Annotated in this window: 19 protein-coding genes and 2 tRNA genes; 18 read left to right on the top strand and 3 right to left on the bottom strand. The window is 38.5% G+C overall.

Annotated features, from left to right (window positions below; all coding sequences use genetic code 11):
* Positions 1-226: 226 nt before the first annotated feature.
* Both QKW49_RS12295 and QKW49_RS12290 read right to left on the bottom strand, forming a co-directional pair.
* The gene (locus QKW49_RS12295; RefSeq protein WP_282867844.1) at positions 227-1,441 is read right to left on the bottom strand and encodes a cofactor-independent phosphoglycerate mutase; all 1,215 of its coding nucleotides are present in this window, start codon (positions 1,439-1,441) and stop codon (positions 227-229) included.
* 214 nt (positions 1,442-1,655) lie between these two features.
* On the bottom strand, positions 1,656-2,942 hold the full coding sequence (locus QKW49_RS12290) for an aminotransferase class I/II-fold pyridoxal phosphate-dependent enzyme (protein ID WP_282867843.1): 1,287 nt from the start codon (positions 2,940-2,942) through the stop codon (positions 1,656-1,658).
* A 300-nt stretch (positions 2,943-3,242) separates the two neighbouring features.
* Here QKW49_RS12290 and QKW49_RS12285 point away from each other — a divergent pair, with 300 nt between their 5' ends.
* The 14 genes from QKW49_RS12285 (at position 3,243) to QKW49_RS12220 (ending at position 17,877) form a co-directional block, all read left to right on the top strand.
* On the top strand, positions 3,243-3,695 hold the full coding sequence (locus QKW49_RS12285; RefSeq protein WP_282867842.1) for an ACT domain-containing protein: 453 nt from the start codon (positions 3,243-3,245) through the stop codon (positions 3,693-3,695).
* 218 nt (positions 3,696-3,913) lie between these two features.
* Complete coding sequence (locus tag QKW49_RS12280; protein ID WP_282867841.1) at positions 3,914-5,164, top strand: homoserine dehydrogenase; 1,251 nt, start codon at positions 3,914-3,916, stop codon at positions 5,162-5,164.
* Positions 5,165-5,265: 101 nt separating this feature from the next.
* Complete coding sequence (gene thrB, locus QKW49_RS12275; protein ID WP_282867840.1) at positions 5,266-6,171, top strand: homoserine kinase; 906 nt, start codon at positions 5,266-5,268, stop codon at positions 6,169-6,171.
* A 324-nt stretch (positions 6,172-6,495) separates the two neighbouring features.
* The gene (locus tag QKW49_RS12270; protein ID WP_282867839.1) at positions 6,496-9,159 is read left to right on the top strand and encodes a calcium-translocating P-type ATPase, PMCA-type; all 2,664 of its coding nucleotides are present in this window, start codon (positions 6,496-6,498) and stop codon (positions 9,157-9,159) included.
* An 80-nt stretch (positions 9,160-9,239) separates the two neighbouring features.
* Positions 9,240-10,085: a 23S rRNA (guanosine(2251)-2'-O)-methyltransferase RlmB gene (rlmB, locus tag QKW49_RS12265; protein ID WP_282867838.1), complete on the top strand. Its 846-nt coding sequence runs from the start codon at positions 9,240-9,242 to the stop codon at positions 10,083-10,085.
* 429 nt (positions 10,086-10,514) lie between these two features.
* On the top strand, positions 10,515-12,848 hold the full coding sequence (locus QKW49_RS12260) for a YcdB/YcdC domain-containing protein (RefSeq protein ID WP_282867837.1): 2,334 nt from the start codon (positions 10,515-10,517) through the stop codon (positions 12,846-12,848).
* 256 nt (positions 12,849-13,104) lie between these two features.
* Positions 13,105-13,614: an NYN domain-containing protein gene (locus QKW49_RS12255; RefSeq protein ID WP_282867835.1), complete on the top strand. Its 510-nt coding sequence runs from the start codon at positions 13,105-13,107 to the stop codon at positions 13,612-13,614.
* Between the two features lie 113 nt (positions 13,615-13,727).
* Positions 13,728-14,378 carry an RNA polymerase sporulation sigma factor SigH gene (gene sigH, locus QKW49_RS12250; protein WP_282867833.1) on the top strand — a complete coding sequence of 217 codons (651 nt, stop codon included), beginning with the start codon at positions 13,728-13,730 and terminating at the stop codon, positions 14,376-14,378.
* 6 nt (positions 14,379-14,384) lie between these two features.
* Positions 14,385-14,458 (top strand) — tRNA-Gly (locus QKW49_RS12245).
* A 6-nt stretch (positions 14,459-14,464) separates the two neighbouring features.
* Positions 14,465-14,535 (top strand) — tRNA-OTHER (locus tag QKW49_RS12240).
* A gap of 31 nt (positions 14,536-14,566) precedes the next feature.
* Positions 14,567-14,836, top strand: a complete 270-nt coding sequence (locus QKW49_RS12235) for a zinc-ribbon domain containing protein (protein WP_282867832.1) — start codon at positions 14,567-14,569, stop codon at positions 14,834-14,836.
* A gap of 671 nt (positions 14,837-15,507) precedes the next feature.
* Positions 15,508-16,350 carry a basic amino acid ABC transporter substrate-binding protein gene (locus QKW49_RS12230; RefSeq protein WP_282867831.1) on the top strand — a complete coding sequence of 281 codons (843 nt, stop codon included), beginning with the start codon at positions 15,508-15,510 and terminating at the stop codon, positions 16,348-16,350.
* An 83-nt stretch (positions 16,351-16,433) separates the two neighbouring features.
* On the top strand, positions 16,434-17,168 hold the full coding sequence (locus QKW49_RS12225; protein WP_282867830.1) for an amino acid ABC transporter permease: 735 nt from the start codon (positions 16,434-16,436) through the stop codon (positions 17,166-17,168).
* Entirely contained in the window at positions 17,155-17,877 is a 723-nt protein-coding gene (locus QKW49_RS12220; protein WP_282867829.1) for an amino acid ABC transporter ATP-binding protein, read from the top strand. The genes QKW49_RS12225 and QKW49_RS12220 overlap by 14 nt, the downstream gene beginning before the upstream one ends.
* A 145-nt stretch (positions 17,878-18,022) precedes the next feature.
* On the opposite strand, the gene QKW49_RS12215 is transcribed toward QKW49_RS12220, so the two are convergent.
* On the bottom strand, positions 18,023-18,331 hold the full coding sequence (locus QKW49_RS12215) for a hypothetical protein (RefSeq protein WP_282867828.1): 309 nt from the start codon (positions 18,329-18,331) through the stop codon (positions 18,023-18,025).
* A gap of 251 nt (positions 18,332-18,582) precedes the next feature.
* On the opposite strand from QKW49_RS12215, the gene hisD reads away from it, so the two are divergent.
* The 4 genes from hisD to QKW49_RS12195 all read left to right on the top strand — a co-directional run bounded on the left by hisD (position 18,583) and on the right by QKW49_RS12195 (position 24,251).
* Complete coding sequence (gene hisD / locus QKW49_RS12210) at positions 18,583-19,875, top strand: histidinol dehydrogenase (RefSeq protein WP_282867827.1); 1,293 nt, start codon at positions 18,583-18,585, stop codon at positions 19,873-19,875.
* A gap of 121 nt (positions 19,876-19,996) precedes the next feature.
* Positions 19,997-20,632, top strand: coding sequence for a hypothetical protein (locus QKW49_RS12205; protein WP_282867826.1), 636 nt, complete (start codon positions 19,997-19,999; stop codon positions 20,630-20,632).
* Positions 20,633-20,830: 198 nt separating this feature from the next.
* Positions 20,831-23,023, top strand: a complete 2,193-nt coding sequence (locus QKW49_RS12200) for a methyl-accepting chemotaxis protein (RefSeq protein ID WP_282867825.1) — start codon at positions 20,831-20,833, stop codon at positions 23,021-23,023.
* 100 nt (positions 23,024-23,123) lie between these two features.
* Positions 23,124-24,251, top strand: coding sequence for an HAD hydrolase-like protein (locus QKW49_RS12195; RefSeq protein WP_282867824.1), 1,128 nt, complete (start codon positions 23,124-23,126; stop codon positions 24,249-24,251).
* Positions 24,252-24,284 lie beyond the last annotated feature (33 nt).

Genomic DNA, 24,284 nt, shown 5'->3' with positions numbered 1-24,284 from the left:
CTAATACAGATTTGTCTCTAATTCCATTATATAGCATATGTTTTGTTGTGACAACAAGTATTTAATATCAATTTTTGAATAGGTTACCTATAGTTTTTTGTTCCTACAATTAGCATTATTTTGTAGGGGCGGACGACTCTGTCCGCCCGTAAATGCAGCAAGTTATCGATTTGGGCGGACAGGGTCGTCCGCCCCTACAAGATAGATATATCACATAATTCCTTATTTACTCCGAAATAAAATAATCCATTAATTTATATCCTTCCGGAAAATATATACCTGTTTTCTTTGCGGAAAACTCATCATAACCTTCTACGGATTCGCAGTACTTGTTGTCCCTGCTATTGTAGATAATAAACGGCACAGGGTCAGATGTATGTGTCCGAAGTTTTAAAGGGGTAGGATGGTCAGGGAGAATCATGATTTTATAATCTTCACCAATCGCATCTAACTCATCTTTTATCACTTTTACAACATGCTGATCTATTAATTCAATAGACTTCACCTTGTTTTCAATCTCATATCGGTGGCCGCATTCATCCGGCGCTTCAATATGTACATATACAAAGTCCTGTCCGTTTTTCAGTTCTTTAACAGCAGCCTCTGCTTTACCGGCAAAATTGGTATGAATATTTCCGGTTGCACCCTCGACATCTATAGATTTAAGTCCTGCGCATATTCCGATCCCTTTTATTAAATCCACTGCGGAAATGACAGCGCCTTTAATTTTATATTTTTGATAGAAACTGGACAACGCAGGTTTCTTGCCTTCTCCCCAGATCCAAATTGAATTTGCCGGGCGCAGACCTTCTTCCATACGCTTAATATTTACGGGATGATTCTTTAATAGTTCGCTGCTTTTTTCCATCATATCCAGTATGATTTGGCTATGGGGTCCTTTTGGAAGGTAGTTACTGATCTTTCTTTCAAGAATATCATGAGGCGGTGTGAGATTGAACTCATACGGTCCGTTCTGCCATACCATAAGGTGCCTGTAACTGATTCCCGGATAGAATTTTATTATTTCTGTCCTTAGATGCTCATCTATACAAGAGATAATCTCTGTGGCTTCTGAAGTAGAGATTTCATCGGAACTATAATCTATCATTACTTTTTCTGAATACGGTTCTTCCTCTGATAATGTAACAAGATTGCATCTAAAAGTAATATCAGAGTCTGACAATGGTACACCCATACTTGCAGCTTCAAGGGGTGACCGTCCGGTATAGTATTCATAAGGGTTATAACCCATAACAGATAAATTTGCAACATCACTTCCCGGTGCAATATCATCAGGTACCGTCTTCACCATTCCCAGTTGTCCATGTTTTGCCAGATCATCGATGGTTGGGATATTGGCATATTGAAGAGGTGTTTTCCCTCCAAGTTGTTCAACTGGAGTATCAGCCATACCATCCCCTAAAATAACGATATATTTCATAATATATTTCTCCCCTACTATAATATATTTGTGTTTGAAGAGAGGGCATAAGTCCTCGGTACAAAAACATCAGATATTTTGTATTATAGCAAAAGATTGCGAAATGGGGAAGAGATTATTTACGATTAAAGTAAAGAAAAAAAGAAACATTGGCATAAATGGAGATGGTTTTCACTGCTTTTAAGAACAGTGAAAGTCATCCCCGTTAACTTGTTTATGCTATCTCTACATCCTCAACTTTAACTTTTGGCCTATTAACGATATCGTATTTTTTGCCTAAATGCTCCAGCACATCTAGCACTCTATCCAGATGCTCTTTTGTATGATTACACATAATACTCATACGGACGCGGGAGAGCTTGCGTGAAACGGCAGGATACTGTACGGGATTCACATAGATTCCCGCCTCATGCATCTCTCTGCATACTTCACGGACTTTAACATCATTACCGATAATAACAGGAAATATAGCAGTCTGACTGTTTCCCATATTAAATCCTAAGGATAGCAGATTTTCCCTAAAATAATTAATATTCTTCCATAATTTCATACGCAGTTCCGGCTCATCCTCAATCACATTCATCGCTTCTATCAGTGATGCTGCTGTCTGAGGAGTTTGTGCTGTTGAAAACATGTACGGACGAGAGTAGTAGTGCAAGTATTCGATAATTTCGTTCTTACCTGCGACGAATCCGCCAACAACACCAAGTGCTTTGCTGAATGTACCTGCTACGATATCAACTTTACCTTCGATATTAAAGTGTTCTGGAGTCCCTCTGCCATTTTTGCCAATTACACCGGTTGCATGGGCTTCATCCACCATCACATACGCTCCATATCTATGAGCCAATTCAACGATTTTATCAAGATGGGAAATATCTCCATCCATAGAATATACACCATCTACAATAACTAGTTTTGTTCTAAATTTATCTTTACACTTTTGCAGTACTTTTTCAAGGGAATTCATGTTGTTGTGGCGGAAGTATTCCATATGGGTGCCCTTGCAGCCATCAATGATGCTGGCATGAACGAGCATATCCAAAATAGCTACATCGTTTTCCCGAAGTAAAGCTGCGATAGACCCGCAGTTTGAGCCGAAGCCATTGGTGTATATGATAGATGATTCGCATCCTTTAAATGCTGCTACTCTTTTTTCTAAATCAATATGTATGTCCAATGTGCCGCCCAGCAAAGGAACACTGCCCGCACCGGTGCCGTATTTTTCAAGAGCAGATCTTCCTGCCTGAATCGTACGGGGATGGCGGGTAAGATTGAGATAGTCATTTGAAGCCATATAGATCATTTCTTTTTCAATACCGGTATATGGATCAAAGATGGACATCATAGGTCCGGACCCGTTAAGGGATATTCTACGATACTGGCTATGATGGTTTTTGTGAATATCCTCTAAGTATTCATAAAAGAATTTTGCTCTATCCATCATATCCATATCATCAATATCATAGAAATCTGCAAGGCTGTATTTTTTTGAGTTCATGTATTTATCACCTCATACTGTATTAAGGAATGACAAAATAATAATTTTCCATTGAAAATCGGGCATTATTATTCCGTCATTCCTAAATAAGTATTATTTCCAAAATAATCAATGTTATTATAATAATTGATTTACTCTGATAATTATATGTGATTTATAGTGCATTTGGGTAAAAAAGGGAGAAAAACAAAGGATAATGGATATGGTTTCATCAAAACAACGAATATCTGCATTGATGGGGTGTGATGATTATGTTAATATTTCTACAGATTAAAAACATTTGTGCATGAGTGAAGGACAATGAGGAATATGAATAAGCAGTCAATGTACTATCTTGTGGACGCTGCAGTACTTCCCGAAGTTTTTGGCAAAGTTATTGAAGTTAAAAAGCTTTTGCAAACGGGAAAAATAAAAACAATCAATGATGCTGTTCAGATGGTTGGAATAAGCCGAAGTGCTTATTACAAATACAAGGACTTTGTTTTCCCGTTTTATGAAATATCTCAGGGGAAAATCATTACGCTTTTTTTTGTTTTAGAAGATGTATCGGGTATCTTATCAAATATTTTAAATATCATTGCGAAGGCGAAAGCAAATGTTTTGACCATCAATCAAAATATACCTGTTAATGACATCGCTAATATCACCATATCAATACAGACAGGAAAGATGGAAGGAAATATTGAAGATCTTATTATTGAAATGGAGAAAATAGAAGGCGTAAAGAAGATTGATATACTTGCAAGAGAATAGGGTGGAGAATTAAATTAATAATGAATAATTAACAATTAATAATTATAAAACAATATCAAATATACCACGGCGAGGATTAAAAGAAGAAGTGTCTCTAATTCAAGCAGATATATAAGATATTTATTATATAGCGCTTAATCATGAATTATTAACCGCAAATAAGACGTAGGACATAATTATTCATTATTAATTGTTAATTGATAAACGGAGGGGTTTACATGGTTAAAATTGCAGTTTTAGGTTTTGGTACAGTTGGGTCGGGAGTCGTTGAAGTTATACGTAAGAATGGAGAAAGTATAAGTAAAAAAGCAGGAGAACAAATCGTTGTAAAGCATATATTGGATATTAGAGATTTTCCTGATCATCCTGACAGAGATTTATTTACTAAAGACATTGAAGACATCCTCAATGATGATGAGGTTAGTATCGTAGTAGAAGTAATGGGTGGGGTAGAACCGGCGTATACATTCACAAAAAGAGCATTATTATCAGGAAAGCATGTAGTTACCTCAAATAAGGAGTTAGTCGCAACTCACGGTTCTGAATTGCTTTCTATCGCGGAAGAAAAAAATATCAATTATATGTTTGAAGCAAGTGTAGGTGGAGGCATACCAATTATCAGACCTCTTAACCAATGTCTTGCGGCCAATCAAATAACAGAAATCATGGGTATTCTAAACGGAACGACAAATTATATTTTGACCCAAATGATTAAAGCAGGACAAAGTTTTGAGAATGCTCTCAAGGACGCGCAGGAAAAAGGATACGCTGAAAGAAATCCTGCGGCAGATGTGGAAGGGCATGATGCATGCAGAAAAATAGCCATTTTGTCTTCTCTTGCATTTGGCCATCATGTAGATTCCGATCAAATCCATACTGAAGGAATTACCAAAATCAGCCTGGAGGATGTTGAATATGCAGAGGAAATGGGCAGTGTGATTAAACTGCTGGGTATAAGCAAAAAGGTTGGAGATAAAGTTTGTGCCCGTGTAAGTCCGATGATGATACCTAAGGAGCATCCTCTCGCAGGAGTTGAAGATGTGTTTAATGGGATCCTTGTAAAAGGTGATGCGATTGGCGATGTTATGTTTTACGGGAGAGGTGCGGGTAAATTGCCTACAGCGAGTGCAGTAGTAGCAGATGTGATAGATATTACAAAGCACATTGACAGGAACAACAGATTTATATGGAAGAAATCCGAGCGTGAGATTTTAATGGATATCGGGGAAAGCAATACAAGTTATTTTGTTAGAGTTAAAACAGATGACAAGCCGGCCGTGATCAATACTATAAGTAAGATGTTGGGGAAATGCAGTTTTATCTCTATTGATAATCCCAGTACAGAAGATGAAGTAGCGTTTGTGACGCCTGAGAAAAAGGAAAAAGATTTGAAAAATGTGTTAAACAGTCTTAATAACTTACCTTTTGTTAATTCGGTGCATAGCGTAATTCGTGTTGATAAAGAATAAGAAATAATCAAAATTGTTAAGTGAGGAGAGAATAGTGGGGAATTTAATGCTCTCCCACTAAAGCAATATATTATTGATTACTGTTAAACTGGAGGAGTTGAATGATTTCAGTAAAAGTTCCCGCAACAAGCGCTAATCTTGGCCCGGGATTTGATTGTATGGGATTTGCTCTGCAAGTATATAACTCCATTGATGTACAAGAGATTTCAAGCGGATTGGAAATAAACATATCGGATGATACAGCAAAATTTTTGCCCAAGGACGAAAAAAATCTTGTTTATCAATCTATGGTTAAGATTTTTGAAAAAGTGGGATATTACCCCAAAGGACTAAGAATAAATATGGAAAATAAAATACCGGTAACACGGGGATTGGGCAGTAGTTCTGCCTGCGTAGTGGGTGGTCTTTTTGCGGCCAACGCATTATCCGGCAATCAATTAAGAAAAGAAGAACTGATCCGTATTGCTGCGCAAATAGAAGGACATCCGGACAATTCAACGCCTGCTATTCTGGGAGGGATGGTAGTAGCGGTGCAGGATAAAGAGGATGTGCATTATGTAAGGACTGCCCTTTCGGAGATATTACAGTTTGCTGTATTTATTCCGAATTTCACATTGGCTACCAAGAAAGCTAGGAAAATACTTCCGGATACCATTCCGCACAGTGACGGTGTGTTTAATACAGGAAGAGCAGCCTTAATGGCCGCTTCGCTTATCACAGGGAACTTAAAAAATATTACCATGGCTGTAGAGGACAAACTGCATCAGCCATATCGGGAAAAATTCATTCCTGGGATGAAAGAGATATTTGAGATAAGCAGGAAAAATGGAGCAAAGGGTGTTTTCTTAAGTGGTGCAGGACCTACCCTTATTGCTATACTTGATAAAAATTATCAGGATTTTAAAATAGAAGTAAGCAAGCAGCTAAAACAAAAGGTGCCTGATTGGACAGTTGAGATGATCAGTCCGGATAATGAAGGAGTTAAAATATCAGTTAATAATGAATAATGAATAGTGAATAATTAAATACAGAAAATAAACCTAATAAAGCCTTTTTACATATTAGAAATGTATGTAGTAAAGGCTTTTACATTTGGCTGGAACAATAGGTGATGAGTACTGTGTTTAAGTGTAGGGGCAGGCCTTGTGTCTGCCCATCCTTTGCGACTGACCGATGAGGCACTTTTTCAGTACTCTCGAACTGTTCCTCTTGTGGCCGTAATAAAATAACAAACTTCAAACTTAGACACTTGTCGCTGAAATATCTCAAGGCATATAATAGGCATGAATGTGGTATAAATATATTTGTATCATAACAACAAGGAGTGTGACATGGCTATGGATGAGAGATTCTGGCATAACCGGGAGATAAAAGATATCGTTTCAGAATTAGATAGTGACATCCATCAAGGACTGAACGATAGCAAAGTAGAAGAAAAGATAAAAAAGTTCGGGTATAACGAAATTGAGCAAAAAAAAGGGAAGACTTTACTAGGAAAATTTCTGGACCAATTTAAGGACTTTATGGTTATTATCCTGCTGATTGCGGCGATTATTTCATTCTTATCCCATGAAAAAGCCGATGCCGTTATCATTTTAGCCATTGTAACATTAAATGCAGTATTGGGTGTAGTGCAGGAAAGTAAAGCGGAAAAATCCCTGGAAGCTCTCAAAAAGTTATCTGCGCCTAATGCCAAGGTGCTAAGAAATGCCCGTGTCATGTCGGTAGCAGCTAGAGATTTGGTGCCGGGAGATATTATCTATCTGGAAGCGGGCGATTTTGTACCTGCCGATGCCAGATTAATAGAAGCGGCAAACCTGAAAGTCGAAGAATCAGCACTTACAGGAGAATCAGTGCCGGTTGAAAAAAATGCGGAACTCATTACAGAAGAGAGCATTCCTTTAGGAGATAGAAAGAATATGGTTGCTTCCAGCAGTGTCATTACTTATGGCAGAGGAAGTGCAATTGTGGTGGAAACCGGAATGAGCACTGAAGTAGGAAAAATAGCCGGTATGATTTTGATAGAGCAAGACGCAGCTACACCATTGCAGCAAAAATTATCCCAGCTTGGGAAGATGCTAGGTATTGTTGCATTAATCATATGTGCTGCAATATTTGGATTAGGGGTGCTGCAAAAAAGAGATGTTTTTGAAATGTTTTTAACTGCGGTCAGTTTAGCTGTTGCAGCCATACCTGAAGGTCTGCCTGCTGTTGTAACCATTGTATTAGCAGTGGGTGTACAGCGAATGGTTAAAAAACATGCTATTATTCGAAAACTGCCTGCTGTTGAAACGCTAGGAAGTGCCTCGGTCATCTGCTCTGATAAGACGGGAACCCTTACGCAAAACAAAATGACAGTGGTGGAACTGGCGACATCTTTTAAAACATGGGAATTAAGCAGCGATATTAAGACGGAAGAACAATCTGCTGTATCAATAATATTGGAGATGGCTAGTCTATGTAATGACTCAAAACTGGAGAAAGTGGATAATGAATGGGATGCGGTAGGAGACCCTACGGAAACTGCGCTTGTGATTGCAGCTGCAAAGATGGGGAAAAATAAAGGACAATTGGAAGAAAGCATGCCGCGGGTTAAGGAAATTCCCTTTGACTCGGATAGAAAACTAATGACTACCATTCATAAAATTGACGAAGGGTATAGAATAATTACAAAGGGAGCACCTGATGTGCTTGTAGGACGTTGTGCCAGTGTATGGGAAAACGGAGATATTGTCAATAAGGATGTCAAACAGATCAGCAATATTGAAAAGGCAAACAGCAATATGGCGGATAAAGCTTTGAGAGTGTTGGGAGTGGCATTTAAAGACATTACATCCATTCCTGAAGAAGTAAGTACCGATACGATGGAAAATAACTTGACGTTTGTAGGATTGATAGGAATGATTGATCCTCCACGGGAAGAAGCCAAAGAGGCGGTCAGATTGTGTAAGAAAGCAGGAATAAAGGCTGTCATGATTACAGGAGACCATAAAGCGACAGCAGTGGCAATCGCAAAAAAACTCGGAATACTTCAAAACAATCAAGAAGCTTTGACAGGTGCGGAATTGGATGAGCTGGATCAGCAATTTTTAAATGAACATATAGACCGATATTCGGTTTACGCCAGAGTGTCACCGGAACATAAGGTAAAGATTGTTAAAGCATGGCAGGCAAAAGGACAAATTGTTGCAATGACGGGAGACGGTGTAAATGATGCTCCTGCATTAAAGAGTGCCAATATCGGTTGTGCCATGGGGATTACCGGCACGGATGTGGCAAAAGGAGCGGCACATATGGTACTGACCGATGACAATTTTGCCACCATCGTGGAAGCTGTTAGAGAAGGTCGGGGAATCTTTGACAATATACAAAAGTCTATACAGTTTTTGCTTTCCTGTAACATTGGAGAAATTATAACATTATTTATTGCAATGCTGTTGAATTGGGACGCACCGCTGCTACCCATCCATATACTGTGGGTGAATCTGGTCACAGATAGTTTGCCCGCGCTGGCGCTAGGTGTTGAGCCGGTAGCTGAGGATGTTATGGGAAGGCCGCCTAGGGATCCTAAGAAAAGTATCTTCGCCGATGGATTAGCAGCAATTATCGGGATGCAAGGATTTATGGTTGGAGCGCTTACATTAGCAGCTTTTTTAGCAGGACAGCAGGTTTTATCTGCTGGACAGAGTCCGGAACAAAGTCTTTTAGTAGGAAGGACAATGGCATTTTTAACATTGGCACTATCACAGTTGGTGCATGCGTTTAATGTACGTTCACACAGTTCACTGTTTAAAGTGGGTTTATTTACAAACCGTTTTATGCTAGGAGCAGTCGGAATATCGGTTTTATTACAAATTTCGGTGGATATCATACCGGGATTAAGTGATATTTTTAAAGTGGTTCCATTGAATTCAACGCAGTGGCTCACGGTATTAGGTTTAGCAATTGCGCCATTGATAGTGGTTGAAATAGGAAAAGCTCTTACAAAGAAATAACAATAGATGATTGAGAATTATATGATTTTCATTTATACTTAATTATAAACATCATAATATACAGAAAGAGGAAGACAGCTATGAAAAGACCGCCTTTTAGAAAAGATAGCAGAAATAATGAGATCACAAGGAAAGATACAGGTAAGGGTAAAAAGCAAATAGTCAAAGAAGAAGATATTGCTTCTGAGGAAGTGCAGGATAAATTGGAAGGCAGAAACCCTGTGATGGAAGCATTAAAGTCAGGAAGAGAAATCAATAAGATATTTATCCAAAAGGGTGAAAGAGAAGGTTCTATTGTTAAAATCATTGCCATGGCAAAAGAAAAAAGGATAATCGTACAAGAAGTGGAAAGACAGAAGTTGGACAGTCTTTCTTCCACTCGGGCTCATCAGGGGGTTATCGCTTTTGTATCCATGCAGCAATATGTGGAAGCAGAAGATATTCTGGAGAAAGCTGCACAAAAGGGAGAGCATCCTTTCGTCATACTGGTGGATGAGGTGAACGATCCTCATAATTTAGGCTCCATCCTTCGTACTGCAGACGCTGCTGGGGTACATGGTGTGATTATTCCTAAAAGAAGAGCGGTAGGATTGACCGCTGCGGTTGCAAAAGCCTCTGCCGGAGCCATTGAATATGTGCCGGTAGCCCGTGTAACCAATCTTGGACAGACTATCGATAAGTTGAAAGAACAAGGGATCTGGATAGTAGGAGCGGATATGAATGGTGATAAAAACTTTTATGACGCTGATCTAAAAGGACCTATCGGTTTAGTTATCGGCAGTGAGGGAGAGGGCGTAGGACGTCTTATTAAGGAAAAGTGCGACTTTTTGGTGAAGATTCCTATGAAGGGTAAAATTACTTCTTTGAATGCATCTGTGGCAGGAGCCGTTTTGATGTATGAAGTGGTAAAGCAGAGAAACGGATGATAGATAATGTACAATGGACAATGGACATTGTACAATGAAAACCAGAGGCAATGGTAAGTAGTGAATAATGAATAGTGAATAATGAATAGTGAATAATGAATAGTGAATAATGAATAGTGAATAATGAATAGTGAATAATTATTAGTTGATAATACGTGCTGCATGATGAGGGATGGGAAGTATAGGATTTCATTCCTCATTTTTTTGTTTACTACTCGAGGATATTTTCCGCTGAATCCTGTGGACGGCATTATTGTAGGAACGCCCATTGGGCGTCCGCATTGGTAATCTGAGGTAGTGGCGTATAAACAATGGTTGTTGCGGGGGAATGTTACATTTGATTTACAATTATTCCATATTTGTTGTTAGTATGGGAAATAAGTAATAATATAGGTAATGTGACATTATTTACTCAATGGAGGGATGAAAATGACTGGAAAGAGAATAGTATCACTGATGATTATTGCAGGGCTGTTGTGCTTGAATATAGTGGCAGTTTCTGCGGATCAGGTGGTGGTACGTGAAGCGGTGAGGGTTCAGAGTGAGGTGAGTAGCGGAGCAACCGCAATGGCCCAAAGTACGGTGGATGAAAAAAATGCGGAGATTTCCAAGGATGAGGCGAAAGCAATTGCTCTGAAAGCATTAAAAGACTATTTTGGAACCCAACTTGATGAAAAAAAGTATGAGACGGAGATAAGTTTTCGGCAGGACTATGAATTGAGAGAGACATTTGTATGGGATATACAATGGCATATGTATAACGAAGAAAAAAGCGTGAACATTAATGTTTCTATTGATGCCAATAAAGGAAAAATATTCGATATCCGCAAGCATGAATATTTTCACGGACAAGATTCAAGAAGAATTGCTACCATTACACAGGAGCAGGCAGAGGTACTGGCACAAGATTTTATAAAAAAAGTGAATCCTGATAAATATAAGCAGTTGAGTCAGATGGAAGATGAGTTTGCCCAATATCGATATGGTACAGGGTCGGCAGAATATTACTTTAAATATGTGAGACAAATAGACGGTGTACCCTTTGACGCAAATTATATCTCGGTGGAAATTGATGGGGTAGATAAGAGGATTATCTCCTATAGCTGCCGGTGGAATGATGAAGCGGATATTCCTTCACGAACAGACGTTATAAGCAAGGAAAAGGCGGAAGAAATATACCGGGAGAAGCTAAAAATGTCATTGCAATACATACCCTATGGAGACAGATACGATTATTCAAAGCCACCGAAGAAGATCAAATTGGTATATGCTCCCGGATCGGCTGCCGACGATTATTATGTGGGAGTGCTTGATGCTAAAAGCGGTACAATGACTGACTTAGGCATAGTAGAGAGGGCGGAACAAAAAGTAAAGGATATCACTGGCGAAGAAAAAGAAAAAATATATAGAAAGAATACTTCGAAGGCAGTAAAAGAGATTGATCAGAATGAAGCCAGTAAACGAATGACAGACATTGTGCAAAAAATGTTCGGAGACGGATATACTATAGAATCATTGCGCTATAGTGAACAGAACGATTACTGGGAAACTAACGGGCAAAAGTCATGGTCCGCGCAATTCAGCAAAGAAGAAGGAAGCATGAGGTACGATTATGGCGGGCGGATTACTATTGATGCGAAGAGCGGGCAATTGATTTCTTTATACAGGCACTATGACTTTGAGATGCAGGATACAACACAACAGCCCAAGCTTACATGGGAAAAAGCTTATGATAAAGCAATAGAGATGATTGGCAAGTATTATCCCGAAAAGATAAAAGATATTGACACAAAGCAAATATATATGCAGAGTATCCACTATATCAATGATAAGCAGTATGTCGATAGAACTTTTTATTTTAACTTCCAGAGAATGGTCAATGGTGTACCTTATTCCAATAATCAAATTTCCATTGGCTTTGATGCCTACAGCGGGATGATTAATGATATCAGATGCAGATGGGATGAAGATGCGCAGTTCCCGTCGGTTGAGGGTGTTCTGGGGGAAGAAAAAGCAGAAGAAATCTATTTTGAGAGCAGCAAGCTGCAATTGGCGTATATGGCGGTTAATAAGAGTAAAGACTTAAATAAACCACAGATGGAAGTCGTTCTTATTTACAGAATCAAGCCTGCACAGAGTGGGTATCAGATGGGGTATGTAGATGCTTTGACCGGAGAAGTAGTAGGGTATGATGGAGAAGTAATCAAATCCCAACAAAACGATTTTGAAAAGAAAATTCACGGACATTGGGCAGAAAAACAGTTGAACATATTGGCCTTCCAAGGCATTATTGATCCTAAAGCATTTGAAATGGATAAAGAAGCTACGTGGATGGACGTGGTTAAAATGCTGGTCAATACCAAGGGATATGAACCTTATATGCTCAGAAGTGCAGAACCACTGAAAATAAGGAATATAAAACAGGACCACGATGATTACAAATACCTGCAAATGGCGGTGATGTATGGTATTCTGGATAACACGGAAGAGCCTTTCAATAGAGAAGTAAACATTACACGGGAGGAAATGGCTCAATTGGTTGTTAAAATGCTTCAATATGATAAACTTGCCAAATCTTCTGATATTTTTAAGCTTCCTTTTACCGATGCACAGCAGGTAAGCAAGGATAGAATAGGCTATGTAGCGATAGGGGTAGGGCTTGGAATTTTTGAAGGAGACAATGGTGCTTTCAGGCCTTTAGATAATGCTACCATGGTCGAAGTAGCTTCTACAGTGTATAAGGCCCTTGGAAGCATGAAATAAATAATAATATACCGTACGGATATAATAGAAGAGCAGCTGTTTGGTTGTTCTTCTTTTTATGTTGAAAATGACTTTATTGTAAGTTAGAATAATGATAAACTATTTTTATATTTTATATAAACAACACTAAATGTATTAAGTGAAGAGGAAAAAAAGAAAGATGGGGACGGTTTGGATCACTGGAGAGCCGCCCCGCGTCTTATATTTTAAGCCGTCAACCGTGAACTTTGAACCGTGAACTAATGAGGTGCAATAGATGGAGTACTTGATCATAGATGGTTATAATATTATAAATGCGTGGCCGGAGTTGGCCAAATTGGCTAGAGATAATCTTGAGAATGCCCGATGGAAGCTGTTGGAGATTTTAGCGGATTATCAGGGCTATAAAAAAAATAAAGTCATTGTTGTATTTGATGCGCATCTTGTCAAAGGAAGCATTGAAAAGAAGGATATATATGCCGGTGTGGATGTAGTATATACGAAAGAAAATGAGACAGCGGATAATTATATCGAGAAGCTCGTGCATGATATCGGGAGAAGTGAGACTGTTCGTGTAGCTACGTCGGATTTCTTAGAGCAAACAATTATATTGAGCAAAGGTGCTACACGATTGTCGGCGAATGAATTAAAAGAAGAAGTTAAAGTATCACATAAAGATATGGATCATAAATATTTACAGCGGGGTATAAAAGACCATACTATTGGTTCCAGACTGGGGGAGGATACGTTAAGAGTATTGGAGAAACTGAGAAGACAGAAGTTTTAGCTTGACAGTCTGGATAAAGATACACTATAATAAAATATATGTGTAATAGGATAGATAGAAATATAGAAAATAGATATAGACGATGATTTTATTTTGTTATAGGGGGCGTTATCGTGAAGTCAAATGCTAAGCTTAATTCTATGAATTGCTTTAGCACTATGCTGGATGAAGAAGTAGTTGAAGATGCCAGAACAGGCAATGATAAGGCCCTTGAGTACATAATAGATAAATATAAAAATTTTGTTCGTGCAAAAGCCAGAACATATTTTCTGATTGGTGCAGATAGGGAAGATATAGTTCAAGAAGGAATGATTGGTTTATATAAAGCGATCCGAGATTTTAGGGAGGACAAGTTGTCATCTTTCCGTGCCTTTGCTGAATTATGCATAACACGGCAAATCATTACAGCTATCAAAACAGCAACTCGCCAAAAGCACATCCCTTTAAACTCATATGTGTCATTGAACAGGCCTATTTTTGATGAAGAGTCGGATAGAACTTTACTGGATATCTTAAGCGAAGAACGGATGTATGATCCTGAAGAAATGATTATAAATAGAGAAGAGTTTACCGGAATAGAAGAAAAGATGGGTGAGATTCTCAGTGAATTGGAATGGGAGGTTTTGTCTTCCTACCTTCAAGGAAAATCCTATCAGGAAATTGCTGAGGATCTTGATAGACATGTGAAGTCTATAGATAACGCTCTGCAAAGAGTTAAAAGAAAACTCGAAAAGTATCTTGAAGAGGTAAAACAAAAACTATAAATATCAGCGGGTATAGCTCAATGGCAGAGTTCCAGCTTCCCAAGCTGGCTGTGCGGGTTCGATTCCCGTTACCCGCTCCATTATTTGCCCATGTAGCTTAATGGAAGAGCACTGTTTCATTCTTGCAGGAGGAGTCGGTTCAAGTCCGGCCAGGGCGACTAGATATCATTCAAAGTGAGGGGATTTTCATGTTCAATGACAAAACTTTAGTATGTAAGGATTGTGGACAGGATTTTGTGTTCACAGCAGGTGAGCAAGAGTTCTATGCTGAAAAGGGATTTCAAAATGAACCGGCTCGATGCAAGGATTGCAGGACTTCAAGAAAGAATTCTTTAAAGCAGTCAAAAGAGATGTATACTGCTATATGTGCATCCTGCGGTCAAGAAGCAAAGGTTCCTTTCAAACCAAGAAATGAAAGACCTGTTTATTGCAGCAGTTGTTTCTCGGATCACAGATAATCCCCGGGCTTTGAGGATTAGAAGTGAAATAAGTTGGTACCGGATAGTGAGCTGTGGGCGATAGTTGCCGGCGTACTGTACCGTATATGTACCTAAAGAATAATGCACCTCGTTTAAGTGACGGGGTGTATTTTTATTTAGCTCACGGTTCACAGGTCACAGAAAAACCAATGAATCAGAGAAAGTTATCGAATATAAATAGAGAATGTATGTGATTTGAGGCAGACCAAAACCATCCACTTCTACAGGAACTAGGTTGACAACCTAGTAAGCAAGCCAGATGATTAAGGATCTAAAGCCTTTTACTTATGTGCATTATTTTCTTTTGTAAAATGTGTATAAATAGCTATTCATTATTCACTATTCCTTACTCGCTAACACGACATAACTTTGTAGGGGTAACCCCTTCTGGATAGGTTGTCCACATGCTAAAAAACGCCAAAATTAAGTTATGCACAGGTTTATCCACATTGTCCACAGGTATTATATGCACAAAACACATGTTTTGTGGATTAGAATATAAACACCTGTGGATAAAGTGTGTATATTTTTTATAGAATATGCGTCGATTCTTTAACATACTTATTGAAATTAAGCATAATATAAGATATAATGTCATAGGTAAATAAAATAACATATTGCATGATTATGCAACTAGGAGGCAAAAATCCATGAAAAGAAATTTATTGGTAAGAATAGCGGTGTTAATGCTAGTACTCGCTATTGGATTAACTTTTGCAGCGTGTGGACAAGACCAAAAAGCTGAACCAGGTGAAAAGGCTCCGGCTGGAGAAAAGCCGCAAGCAGATGCAAAGCAGGAAGAAGCGGGAACCATGTCTAAAATAAGCAAAAATGGGACGGTGGTAATGGGTACAAATGCAGAGTTTCCACCATTTGAATATAGGAATGACAAAGGTGAAGTGGATGGCTTTGATGCTGCGATGGCAAAAGAAATTGCGAAAGAATTAGGCGTAGAATTGAAGATTGAAGATATGGCTTTTGATTCATTATTGAATGCATTAAAATCCGGCAAAATTGATTTTGTTGCTGCCGGTATGAGCGTTACGCCGGATCGTCTTCAAAATGTAGACTTTTCAGAAGCTTATTATACTGCATCACAAAAGATTATTGTTAAAAAAGACAATGCCGATATAAAAGGTAAAGCCGATCTCGAAGGAAAGAAGATTGGTGTTCAGGAAGGAACTACCGGAGACCTTGAAGCATCCAAGATCAAAGATGCAAAATTAAGCCGGTTTAAAAAAGGCATTGACGCAATCATGGACCTGAAGAACGGTAAAGTGGACGCAGTCGTTATTGATGCAAGCCCTGCAGAAGTATTTGTTAGTAAAAATGACGATTTGAAGATTATTGAAGAAGAACTTACCCAAGAGGAATACGCAATTGCAGTTAGAAAGGGAGATAGAGAGCTTCTTGAAAAAATCAATAAGGTGATTAAGGATTTAAAAGACAGTGGGAAGTATGATGAATTGGTAACTCAATATATCGGAGAATAATTTGTCTTGGAACATGACGGCTAGTAGTTGGCGATAAATCCATACCAATTGCTAGCCTTATTCTATGTGAGGGGGTGGACAGGATGTATGATTATATGAATAATTTATTAGTGGCGGACGGTTTTCTTAATGCTTTTAAAGATGCATTTATACTGAACTTTATTAATGAAAATAGGTATATGTTTATATTAAAAGGATTACTTGTTACAGTTGAAATCACTTTTTTTGCTACATTGGTAGGTGTGATTATTGGGTTTGTTGTAGCGTTGGCAAAACTGTCCAATTTTAAAATCGGAAATATAAGAGTTTTAAATATACTGGCGTCTACCTATATTAATGTTGTGAGAGGGACCCCTGCCGTGGTGCAGTTGCTGATCATTTATTATATTATTTTCGGGAGTGTCGATATATCAAAGATCGTTGTAGCCATCCTTGCATTTGGGATTAATAGCGGTGCGTATGTGGCCGAAATCATACGGGCAGGTATTCTTGCAGTTGACAGGGGGCAGATGGAAGCGGGCAGGTCGCTGGGGCTATCTTATGGTGCTACCATGCGGTATATTATACTTCCTCAGGCCATCAAAAATATTTTACCTGCATTAGGTAACGAATTCATTGTATTGTTAAAAGAGACTGCAATAGCGGGATATATTGCCATTGAAGATTTAACAAAAGGCGGAGATATCATCCGAAGCAGAACTTTTGATCCGTATATGCCGCTATTAACAGTAGCTGTCATGTACTTGATCCTTACAACGGTACTTTCTAAATTTATGGATCGACTGGAAAGGAGAATGAGACAAGGTGATAGTCATTAAGGATTTGCATAAGCATTTTGGAAATCTTAAGGTATTAACCGGGATTGATGAGCATATACACAAGGGCGAAGTAGTAGTGGTTATTGGTCCCAGCGGTTCGGGAAAAAGTACTTTCTTAAGATGTCTTAATCTTCTTGAACAGCCCACGAACGGAGAAATCTCGATTGAAGGAGTTTCTATTACCGATAAGCATAATGATATTAACAAGTTAAGGCAGAAAGTTGGGATGGTATTTCAGCAGTTTAATCTTTTTCCACATTTAACCGTAATGGAGAATATTACGCTTGCGCCTATGAAGCTTAAGAATAAATCTAAGGATGAAGCTGAGCAAATCGCGATACAGCTATTAAAGCGTGTTGGTTTAGCGGAAAAAGCCGCTGCATATCCCAATCAGTTATCGGGAGGTCAGAAGCAGCGTATAGCCATTGCAAGAGCCTTGGCAATGGAACCGGATGTGATGCTCTTTGATGAGCCTACATCAGCTTTGGACCCTGAGATGGTAGGAGAGGTTTTAGAAGTTATGAAACAACTGGCTAGAGAAGGAATGACGATGGTGGTTGTAACCCATGAAATGGGTTTTGCCCGCGAAGTAGGTACTCGAGTGCTATTCATGGATGAGGGAGTTATCGTAGAGCAAGCCGAGCCCAAGCAGTTGTTTGCTGATCCTAAAAATAATCGTACAAAAGCGTTTTTAAGCAAGGTATTATAAATTATAATATTATCTTCTAATACATTTTGTTTTAGTGGGGAGTGGGGAGTGGATAGTGCGGAGAACATAAAAACTTCCCACTCTCTACTTAATGATTATTGATGTAAATTCTTATTGCAATTTATAAAATTGTGTAAAAACTCAGTTACCCTACGGCTGCAGGACTGTTAAGCAATTCTCTGTATATTTTCGCCCCTGACATATGGTCGTTTGAAAAGTGGCAAACATATTTGCAATTTAAAGAATCCATGATCTCACATATAGAAGATAACATGCCCGAGAGGTTGTCCTTTAAAGAAATACATACCACATCATGTCTTTTCTCTATATCACATGAAATTGACGCAATATTACGAAGTCGGTCGTTAGATAAAATTTGATTAAAAATGATATTCTTTTTCTGGGTATCGGTAAAACTATCTGATACTAAAGTTACCACATACTTTGGAAGCATTTTCATCTCTCCTTTTTGTCTTATTGAAAAACTGCAAAGGCTTTGCCAAAAAATAACTGTTTCTATATATTTTACATCAGTTCCATTAAAATAACAATAAGAAGCTTGTATTTCTAAAGTAATATTTATTAAGCATGTGGTGCATAACATAATATTGTTAAAGAATAAATAAAGTGTAAATAATAGGATTGCACTTGCAGATGATTTAAATTATAATATGAATAATATAGCTTATTACAGGAGGACGGCAGATGAATATTTATAAGCTCAAGGAATTATCCAAAGAAAAAAAAGATTTTATATTAAAAAGAGCAGAGATAGATATTACAGAACATATGAAACTAGCACTCGAAGTATCTGAGAGAATTCGAAAAGAAGGCGATTCCGCTGTTTTGGAATATACCGAAAAATTTGATAAAGTAAAGCTAAGCAAGGATATGATCAAGGTAAAACCGGAAGAAATCGAACAAGGATATGAAAAACTTGATAGAAAAGTACGGGAGACAATCGAGTATGCAGCAAAAAATATCAGGGATTTTCATGAAAAGCAGCTTCCGGAAGAAATGTGGTTCACCAATGTAGATAAGGGTTTGATGGTAGGGGAAAAGGTAACACCTATAGTAGACATTTGCTTATACGTGCCTAGAGGAAAGGGCAGCTTTCCTTCTGTGCTTTTGATGCTTGGCATACCGGCAGTTGCAGCGAAAGTCCCTAAAATTGTAGTTGTGACTCCCCCTAATGAAAAAGGGGATGTGGATGATGCGATATTAGCAGCGGCTAAAATTGTAGGTATCTCCGAAATATATAAGGTAGGAGGCATCCAGGCGGTAGCCTCGGCAGCATTTGGAACAGAAACCATACCTAAATGCCATAAGATTATCGGGCCGGGTAACGCGTACGCAACGGCTGCTAAAAGGGTATTGGGTAGTTATATTGACACAGGGCTCCCGGCAGGACCCAGTGAGTCCATTATTCTCGCCGATGAATATGCTGATCCTGAAAAGGTCGCACTGGATTGGATGATCGAGGCGGAACATGGTCCCGATTCGGCAGCGCTGTTGGTAACTCATAGCGAAGCGTTGGTAGACAAAGTGATTCCCATTGTTCAAAAGCAGTTGGAAAAGATATCACCTAAGCGAAGAGAATTTGTTTCCGCCAATTTTTCAGCTTACGGAGGGGTGATTATTACAGAATCACTGCAGGAGTCCATTGATTTTGTCAACGAATATGCACCCGAGCATATGGAGATCATGACACAAAATCCGTTTGATGTGCTGCCGGAAATAAAAAATGCCGGTGAGATTTTATTAGGAGAGTACACGCCAATTACACTTTGCAACTTTTTATTAGGACCGAATGCCATATTGCCGACGGGTGGTTTTGCCAAAACCTATTCCAGCGTATCTGTTTTTGACTTCCTAAAGCGATCATCAATAGGGTATGCAACCAGAGAAGGATTTGAGAGAGTGAGAGAAATGGCGGATACTTTTGCGACAGTTGAAGGATTTGATACACATGCTCTTGCGGTAAGAGAGAGAAAATAGCTCACGGTTCACAGTTCACGGTTCACAGTATTCATACAGATGTCTGATTGTGTGGATTGAGAATTGCCAGCAGTGGCTTTCATAAATAAACTAAATGAACAAAGGAGGCCATGATCATAGTATGGAAAATAAAATAATTACTGTAAAAAGGAAGACCACGGAGTCGGAGATTACAATTATATTGGATTTTAATGAGTTTAAGTCGGATTATAGAAAAAGAATAAAGACACCCATACCGTTTTTAAACCATATGATCGAGCATATTGCTTGGAGATCGGAAGTAAATATTGAAGTAGATGTAAAGCTGGATGAATTCAATTTAAGTCACCTTGTTTGTGAAGATGTTGCCATTACCTTTGGAAAAGCGGTAGCAGAGTATGTGAATGATAATAGGGTAAATGGTGTAGTGGGTTTTGGGGATGGAATAGGAATTATTGATGAGGCCATGGCTCGCTCAGCGATAAGTTTTGAAAGCAGGGCATATTTCCAGTTGGATTACAATGGTATTGATGCGCCGAAAGAAACTGAAGGAATGCTTAGCGAAGATTTGGAGACATTTCTGGAGGCTTTTGTACAAGGAGCGATGTGCACACTGCATGTGGATTTGTTGAAAGGACATAACGGTCATCATATATGGGAGGCCATTTATCGCTCGTTTGGTGTAGCTTTGAATAGGGCAATGACCCTAAGTGAAAAAAGAAAAGGCATGACATCAGGTGTGGCGGGTAAAATAAATTTTGAAATCAATAAAGAATAAAATAAAGTAGAGGATACCTCAGGTGGTATCCTTTATTTTTAGAATAATTGCATGTTATTTAAAAAGAGTATGTTTATTAAAGAGATATTTGATAGGCTAGGAAGTTAAATAATTAAAAATAAAGGCAGGAATTTACCGGTCTATGTAGAATATTGTTTATGGTAGAATTTATAGAATAACTACTATATAGGAGGAGTTATGATGAAATTACCTAATATCGTTAATAAGATGCATGTTTTTTTAAAGGGTAAACACAGAACTAGAAGCAATGTCAAAACAGTAGTCCATCATAAAGTCCGTATATCAAGTCTGTATAGCATACGAGTTAAGCTGATTGTCGCTTTTTTGGTGATGATCATACCAATCAGCGCTTTAGGATTCATCTCTCAAAAACTTACGTCGGACGCACTTGAGCAGCAAGCCATCGAGAGCAGTGTGGTAACAGTACAAAAAACATGTGATTATCTTGATTTACTATTTCAAACGATACAAGATACATATATGCAAATAACGTCTAACGCGGTTATCCGCAGTTACATACAAACGGATATTATGTTTGATAGCGTTGGAAATGTTACAGGTGAAAATGCTTTTGAAAACTTTAAAAAAGTAGGGGCGGCAAAGCAAACCCTTACGAACATTGTGCTGGGAAGCCAGTTTTTATCCAAGGCTATAATAGTAAAAGACAGCCAAAGCTACATTGGCTCTACATCGTTAGAGTTAGATAAAAGAATGGAAGCTATAAAAGAAACACGATGGTATAAAATAGCTGAAGAGAAGCGAGGAGATCTTTTATGGCTAGGGAACCATGAAGAGATTGATCAGTTAGTATCTAGTAAATATGATCAATTATATGCAATGAGTGCAGTTGCCATTTTACCGAATTATATGACAAATGGGGATGATACACTCAAGCCATTGTTTATAGCAGATATAAAACTGGATTTTATTGAAAAATTGTTAAAAGAGACTTATCTTGGGAAGGATAGTGAAAGACACTTAATTAGTCCGGATGGACGGATACTTTCATCTTCAGATAATGAAGACGTGTCAGGAGATCTGTCGGAATTAATCAATCAACCATTTTATAAAGATATTCAGATAAGTGGGCAGCAAAGTGATGCAAAGCTTGTATCTTATCGTGAACAAGACTACCTAATGGTCTATAGCAGAATTGAGAAAAATGGATATGTTTTATTAGGTCTTATACCACGTGAGGATCTTCTCACTGCTGCCAGCAATATTAAAAAATGGACATTAGGTTTAGTATCATTTGCCGTACTTATCGCTTTGGGTATGGGAATATATATGGCAATGGGCATGGGACAAACCATTAATCATATCATGGATATCGCTGACAGTGCTTCAAATGGGGATTTAACCCTTAAGCCGGTATCACGTAGAAAGGATGAGTTTGGTGTTCTTACGAAAAGCATGTCAAAAATGATATCAAATATGAGAGAACTTATACAGCAGGTATTGGATATTGCGAATATGGTAGCTACTTCTGCTGATACAGCAGCGGCTACATCTGAGCAAATTTCTCAAACATCGCGTGAGGTGTCTGCCGCAATACAGGAAATATCCCTCGGTTCATCAGAACAGGCCGGTGATGCGGAACGAGGCAGCAAAAAGATGGAACAGCTAGCTTTAAAAATCAATAATGTATCGAATAATACTAAAAGTATACATAATGTTTCACAGAATACTACGAAATTAGTGCGCGAGGGATTGGTCTCGGTTGAAGATTTGGATAGAAAGTCTCATGAGACAACAGTGATTGCTGAAGCAATCTTATCAGATGTTCACCAGCTGCAACAGCAGTCCAAGTCTATTGATATGATTAACAGAGTTATTGACGGCATTGTAGAGCAGACAAATTTACTGGCATTAAACGCTGCCATTGAAGCCGCCCGTGCGGGAGAAGCCGGAAGGGGTTTTGCAGTAGTAGCCGATGAAGTACGAAAGTTAGCCGAACAGTCTAGAGAAGCTACTCGTGAAATAACATCTATTATTCAGATTACGCATCAGCAGACAGCACAAATGGTTCAACGAGCGCAATCGGTAGAAGAAACCATTAAATCTCAAAACCAATCAGTCATTACGACTATTTCTATATTTAAGCAAATTGCTGAGTCTATGAATAGTCTGAGCGCCAATGTTGATGAGGTGATGGCAGGAATTGTTGAGATGGAGGAGAATAAAAATGAGGCAGTTTTAATGATACAGAATGTTTCCAGTGTATCACAGCAAACAGCTGCGTCCACTGAGGAAATTACTGCATCCACTGAGGAACAGCTATCAAGTATAGAAGAGCTGACAGCTTTTGTGCAAGAGTTGAATGATACAGCACAAAAATTGACTAAATCCATTGGAAGATTTAAAATATAATAAATATGCCAAAAAGGATAGCATAAATGATGAGTTTACAAGTACAAATGTATTACATGCATAAAAGATAAAACTAATGATATAATTCAGGAGATTGAAAGTGGAAAAACATAAAAGACCAGCAACTTTTTTAGAAGGTATTGACCGGATAATATTTGATATGGATGGAGTGATCACAAGTGAACAGAATTATTGGAATGCGGCAGCTCTGACAGTACACGAGATGCAAAACGGTAAAGAGTATTTTGGAAACCAGGATATTGAGACAAGTTTATCGTCGCAGCAAATCAAAGATATCCGGACGACGGTGTTTGTCAATGATCAACTTATCTCGTTGTTAAAGGATAGAGGTGTCAATACCAATTGGGATCTCGCATATGTAGTATTATGTATTAGCGGCATCGTATTAATGGACAATGGACAATGGACAATGGACAATAAGGGGCCGGTTGAAAAACAGGATAGTTCCTGTGAAATATATGCTGATCATTTTAATAATGTTTATCAATATCTTATTGACAATCCTATCACGGGGTATGAGATCTATGATTTTATTGAGCACAAGCTTTGTGAATTAACTGGGAAAGAAAAGAGATATTTCAGGCGTCAGGGAGAACTATGGAATATATGTCAGCAAGTATTTCAGGAGTGGTACCTGGGTGATGAGGTTTTTAACGAAACATACGGGCAGGCACCGAAGGCGTCCGGAAAGCCAGGATTGGTTTTTTCCGAACAACCTATTTTACCATTGGACGAATTAAAGGATATTATTGAGACACTTTACTCAGCAGGGATTATCCTAGGTGTGGGTACAGGGAGGCCTTTTGTAGAAATAGACCATCCTCTCATTAGCTGGGATATAAAGAAATATTTTGATGAGCAGTCATATGTGACATATAGAGAAGTGATGGACGCAGAACAGAAGCTGGAGGGCATATATGCAGGTACAAGCTTGGCAAAGCCGCATCCCTATGTTTTTCTAAAAGCTATTTATGGTAGAAATTACTCTGATATGGCACTGGTACAGGGTGATTATGACAAAAGAATGATTAAAAGTACTCTTATCATTGGTGATGCAGGATCAGATATCATGGCGGCTAAAGCAATGAATTGTAAATTCGCAGCAGTACTTACCGGAGTATCGGGAGAAAAGGCAAGAAATTACTTTAAAGAAATGGGCGCCGACTATATACTTAATAATATAAGGGAACTGATTGTTAACAGTTAACGATTCACTGGTACAGATATTGTATTTTAAGTT

The sequence above is a fragment of the Petroclostridium sp. X23 genome (genome assembly GCF_030013905.1).
Lineage (GTDB): Bacteria > Bacillota > Clostridia > SK-Y3 > SK-Y3 > X23.
Note: the sequence above shows the minus strand (reverse complement) of the source record. Positions and strands in the feature narration are given on the sequence as shown.

What these genes read in the sequence shown, in the direction of transcription:
- QKW49_RS12205 (WP_282867826.1), top strand. Translation starts at nt 19,997, where the DNA reads ATGGAAAATAAAATAATTACTGTAAAAAGGAAGACCACGGAGTCGGAG.
- QKW49_RS12285 (WP_282867842.1), top strand. Translation starts at nt 3,243, where the DNA reads ATGAGGAATATGAATAAGCAGTCAATGTACTATCTTGTGGACGCTGCA.
- QKW49_RS12225 (WP_282867830.1), top strand. Translation starts at nt 16,434, where the DNA reads ATGTATGATTATATGAATAATTTATTAGTGGCGGACGGTTTTCTTAAT.
- rlmB (WP_282867838.1), top strand. Translation starts at nt 9,240, where the DNA reads ATGAAAAGACCGCCTTTTAGAAAAGATAGCAGAAATAATGAGATCACA.
- QKW49_RS12200 (WP_282867825.1), top strand. Translation starts at nt 20,831, where the DNA reads ATGATGAAATTACCTAATATCGTTAATAAGATGCATGTTTTTTTAAAG.
- QKW49_RS12215 (WP_282867828.1), bottom strand. Translation starts at nt 18,331, where the DNA reads ATGCTTCCAAAGTATGTGGTAACTTTAGTATCAGATAGTTTTACCGAT.
- thrB (WP_282867840.1), top strand. Translation starts at nt 5,266, where the DNA reads ATGATTTCAGTAAAAGTTCCCGCAACAAGCGCTAATCTTGGCCCGGGA.
- QKW49_RS12260 (WP_282867837.1), top strand. Translation starts at nt 10,515, where the DNA reads ATGACTGGAAAGAGAATAGTATCACTGATGATTATTGCAGGGCTGTTG.
- QKW49_RS12280 (WP_282867841.1), top strand. Translation starts at nt 3,914, where the DNA reads ATGGTTAAAATTGCAGTTTTAGGTTTTGGTACAGTTGGGTCGGGAGTC.
- hisD (WP_282867827.1), top strand. Translation starts at nt 18,583, where the DNA reads ATGAATATTTATAAGCTCAAGGAATTATCCAAAGAAAAAAAAGATTTT.
- QKW49_RS12255 (WP_282867835.1), top strand. Translation starts at nt 13,105, where the DNA reads ATGGAGTACTTGATCATAGATGGTTATAATATTATAAATGCGTGGCCG.
- QKW49_RS12270 (WP_282867839.1), top strand. Translation starts at nt 6,496, where the DNA reads ATGGCTATGGATGAGAGATTCTGGCATAACCGGGAGATAAAAGATATC.
- QKW49_RS12230 (WP_282867831.1), top strand. Translation starts at nt 15,508, where the DNA reads ATGAAAAGAAATTTATTGGTAAGAATAGCGGTGTTAATGCTAGTACTC.
- QKW49_RS12235 (WP_282867832.1), top strand. Translation starts at nt 14,567, where the DNA reads ATGTTCAATGACAAAACTTTAGTATGTAAGGATTGTGGACAGGATTTT.
- QKW49_RS12295 (WP_282867844.1), bottom strand. Translation starts at nt 1,441, where the DNA reads ATGAAATATATCGTTATTTTAGGGGATGGTATGGCTGATACTCCAGTT.
- QKW49_RS12290 (WP_282867843.1), bottom strand. Translation starts at nt 2,942, where the DNA reads ATGAACTCAAAAAAATACAGCCTTGCAGATTTCTATGATATTGATGAT.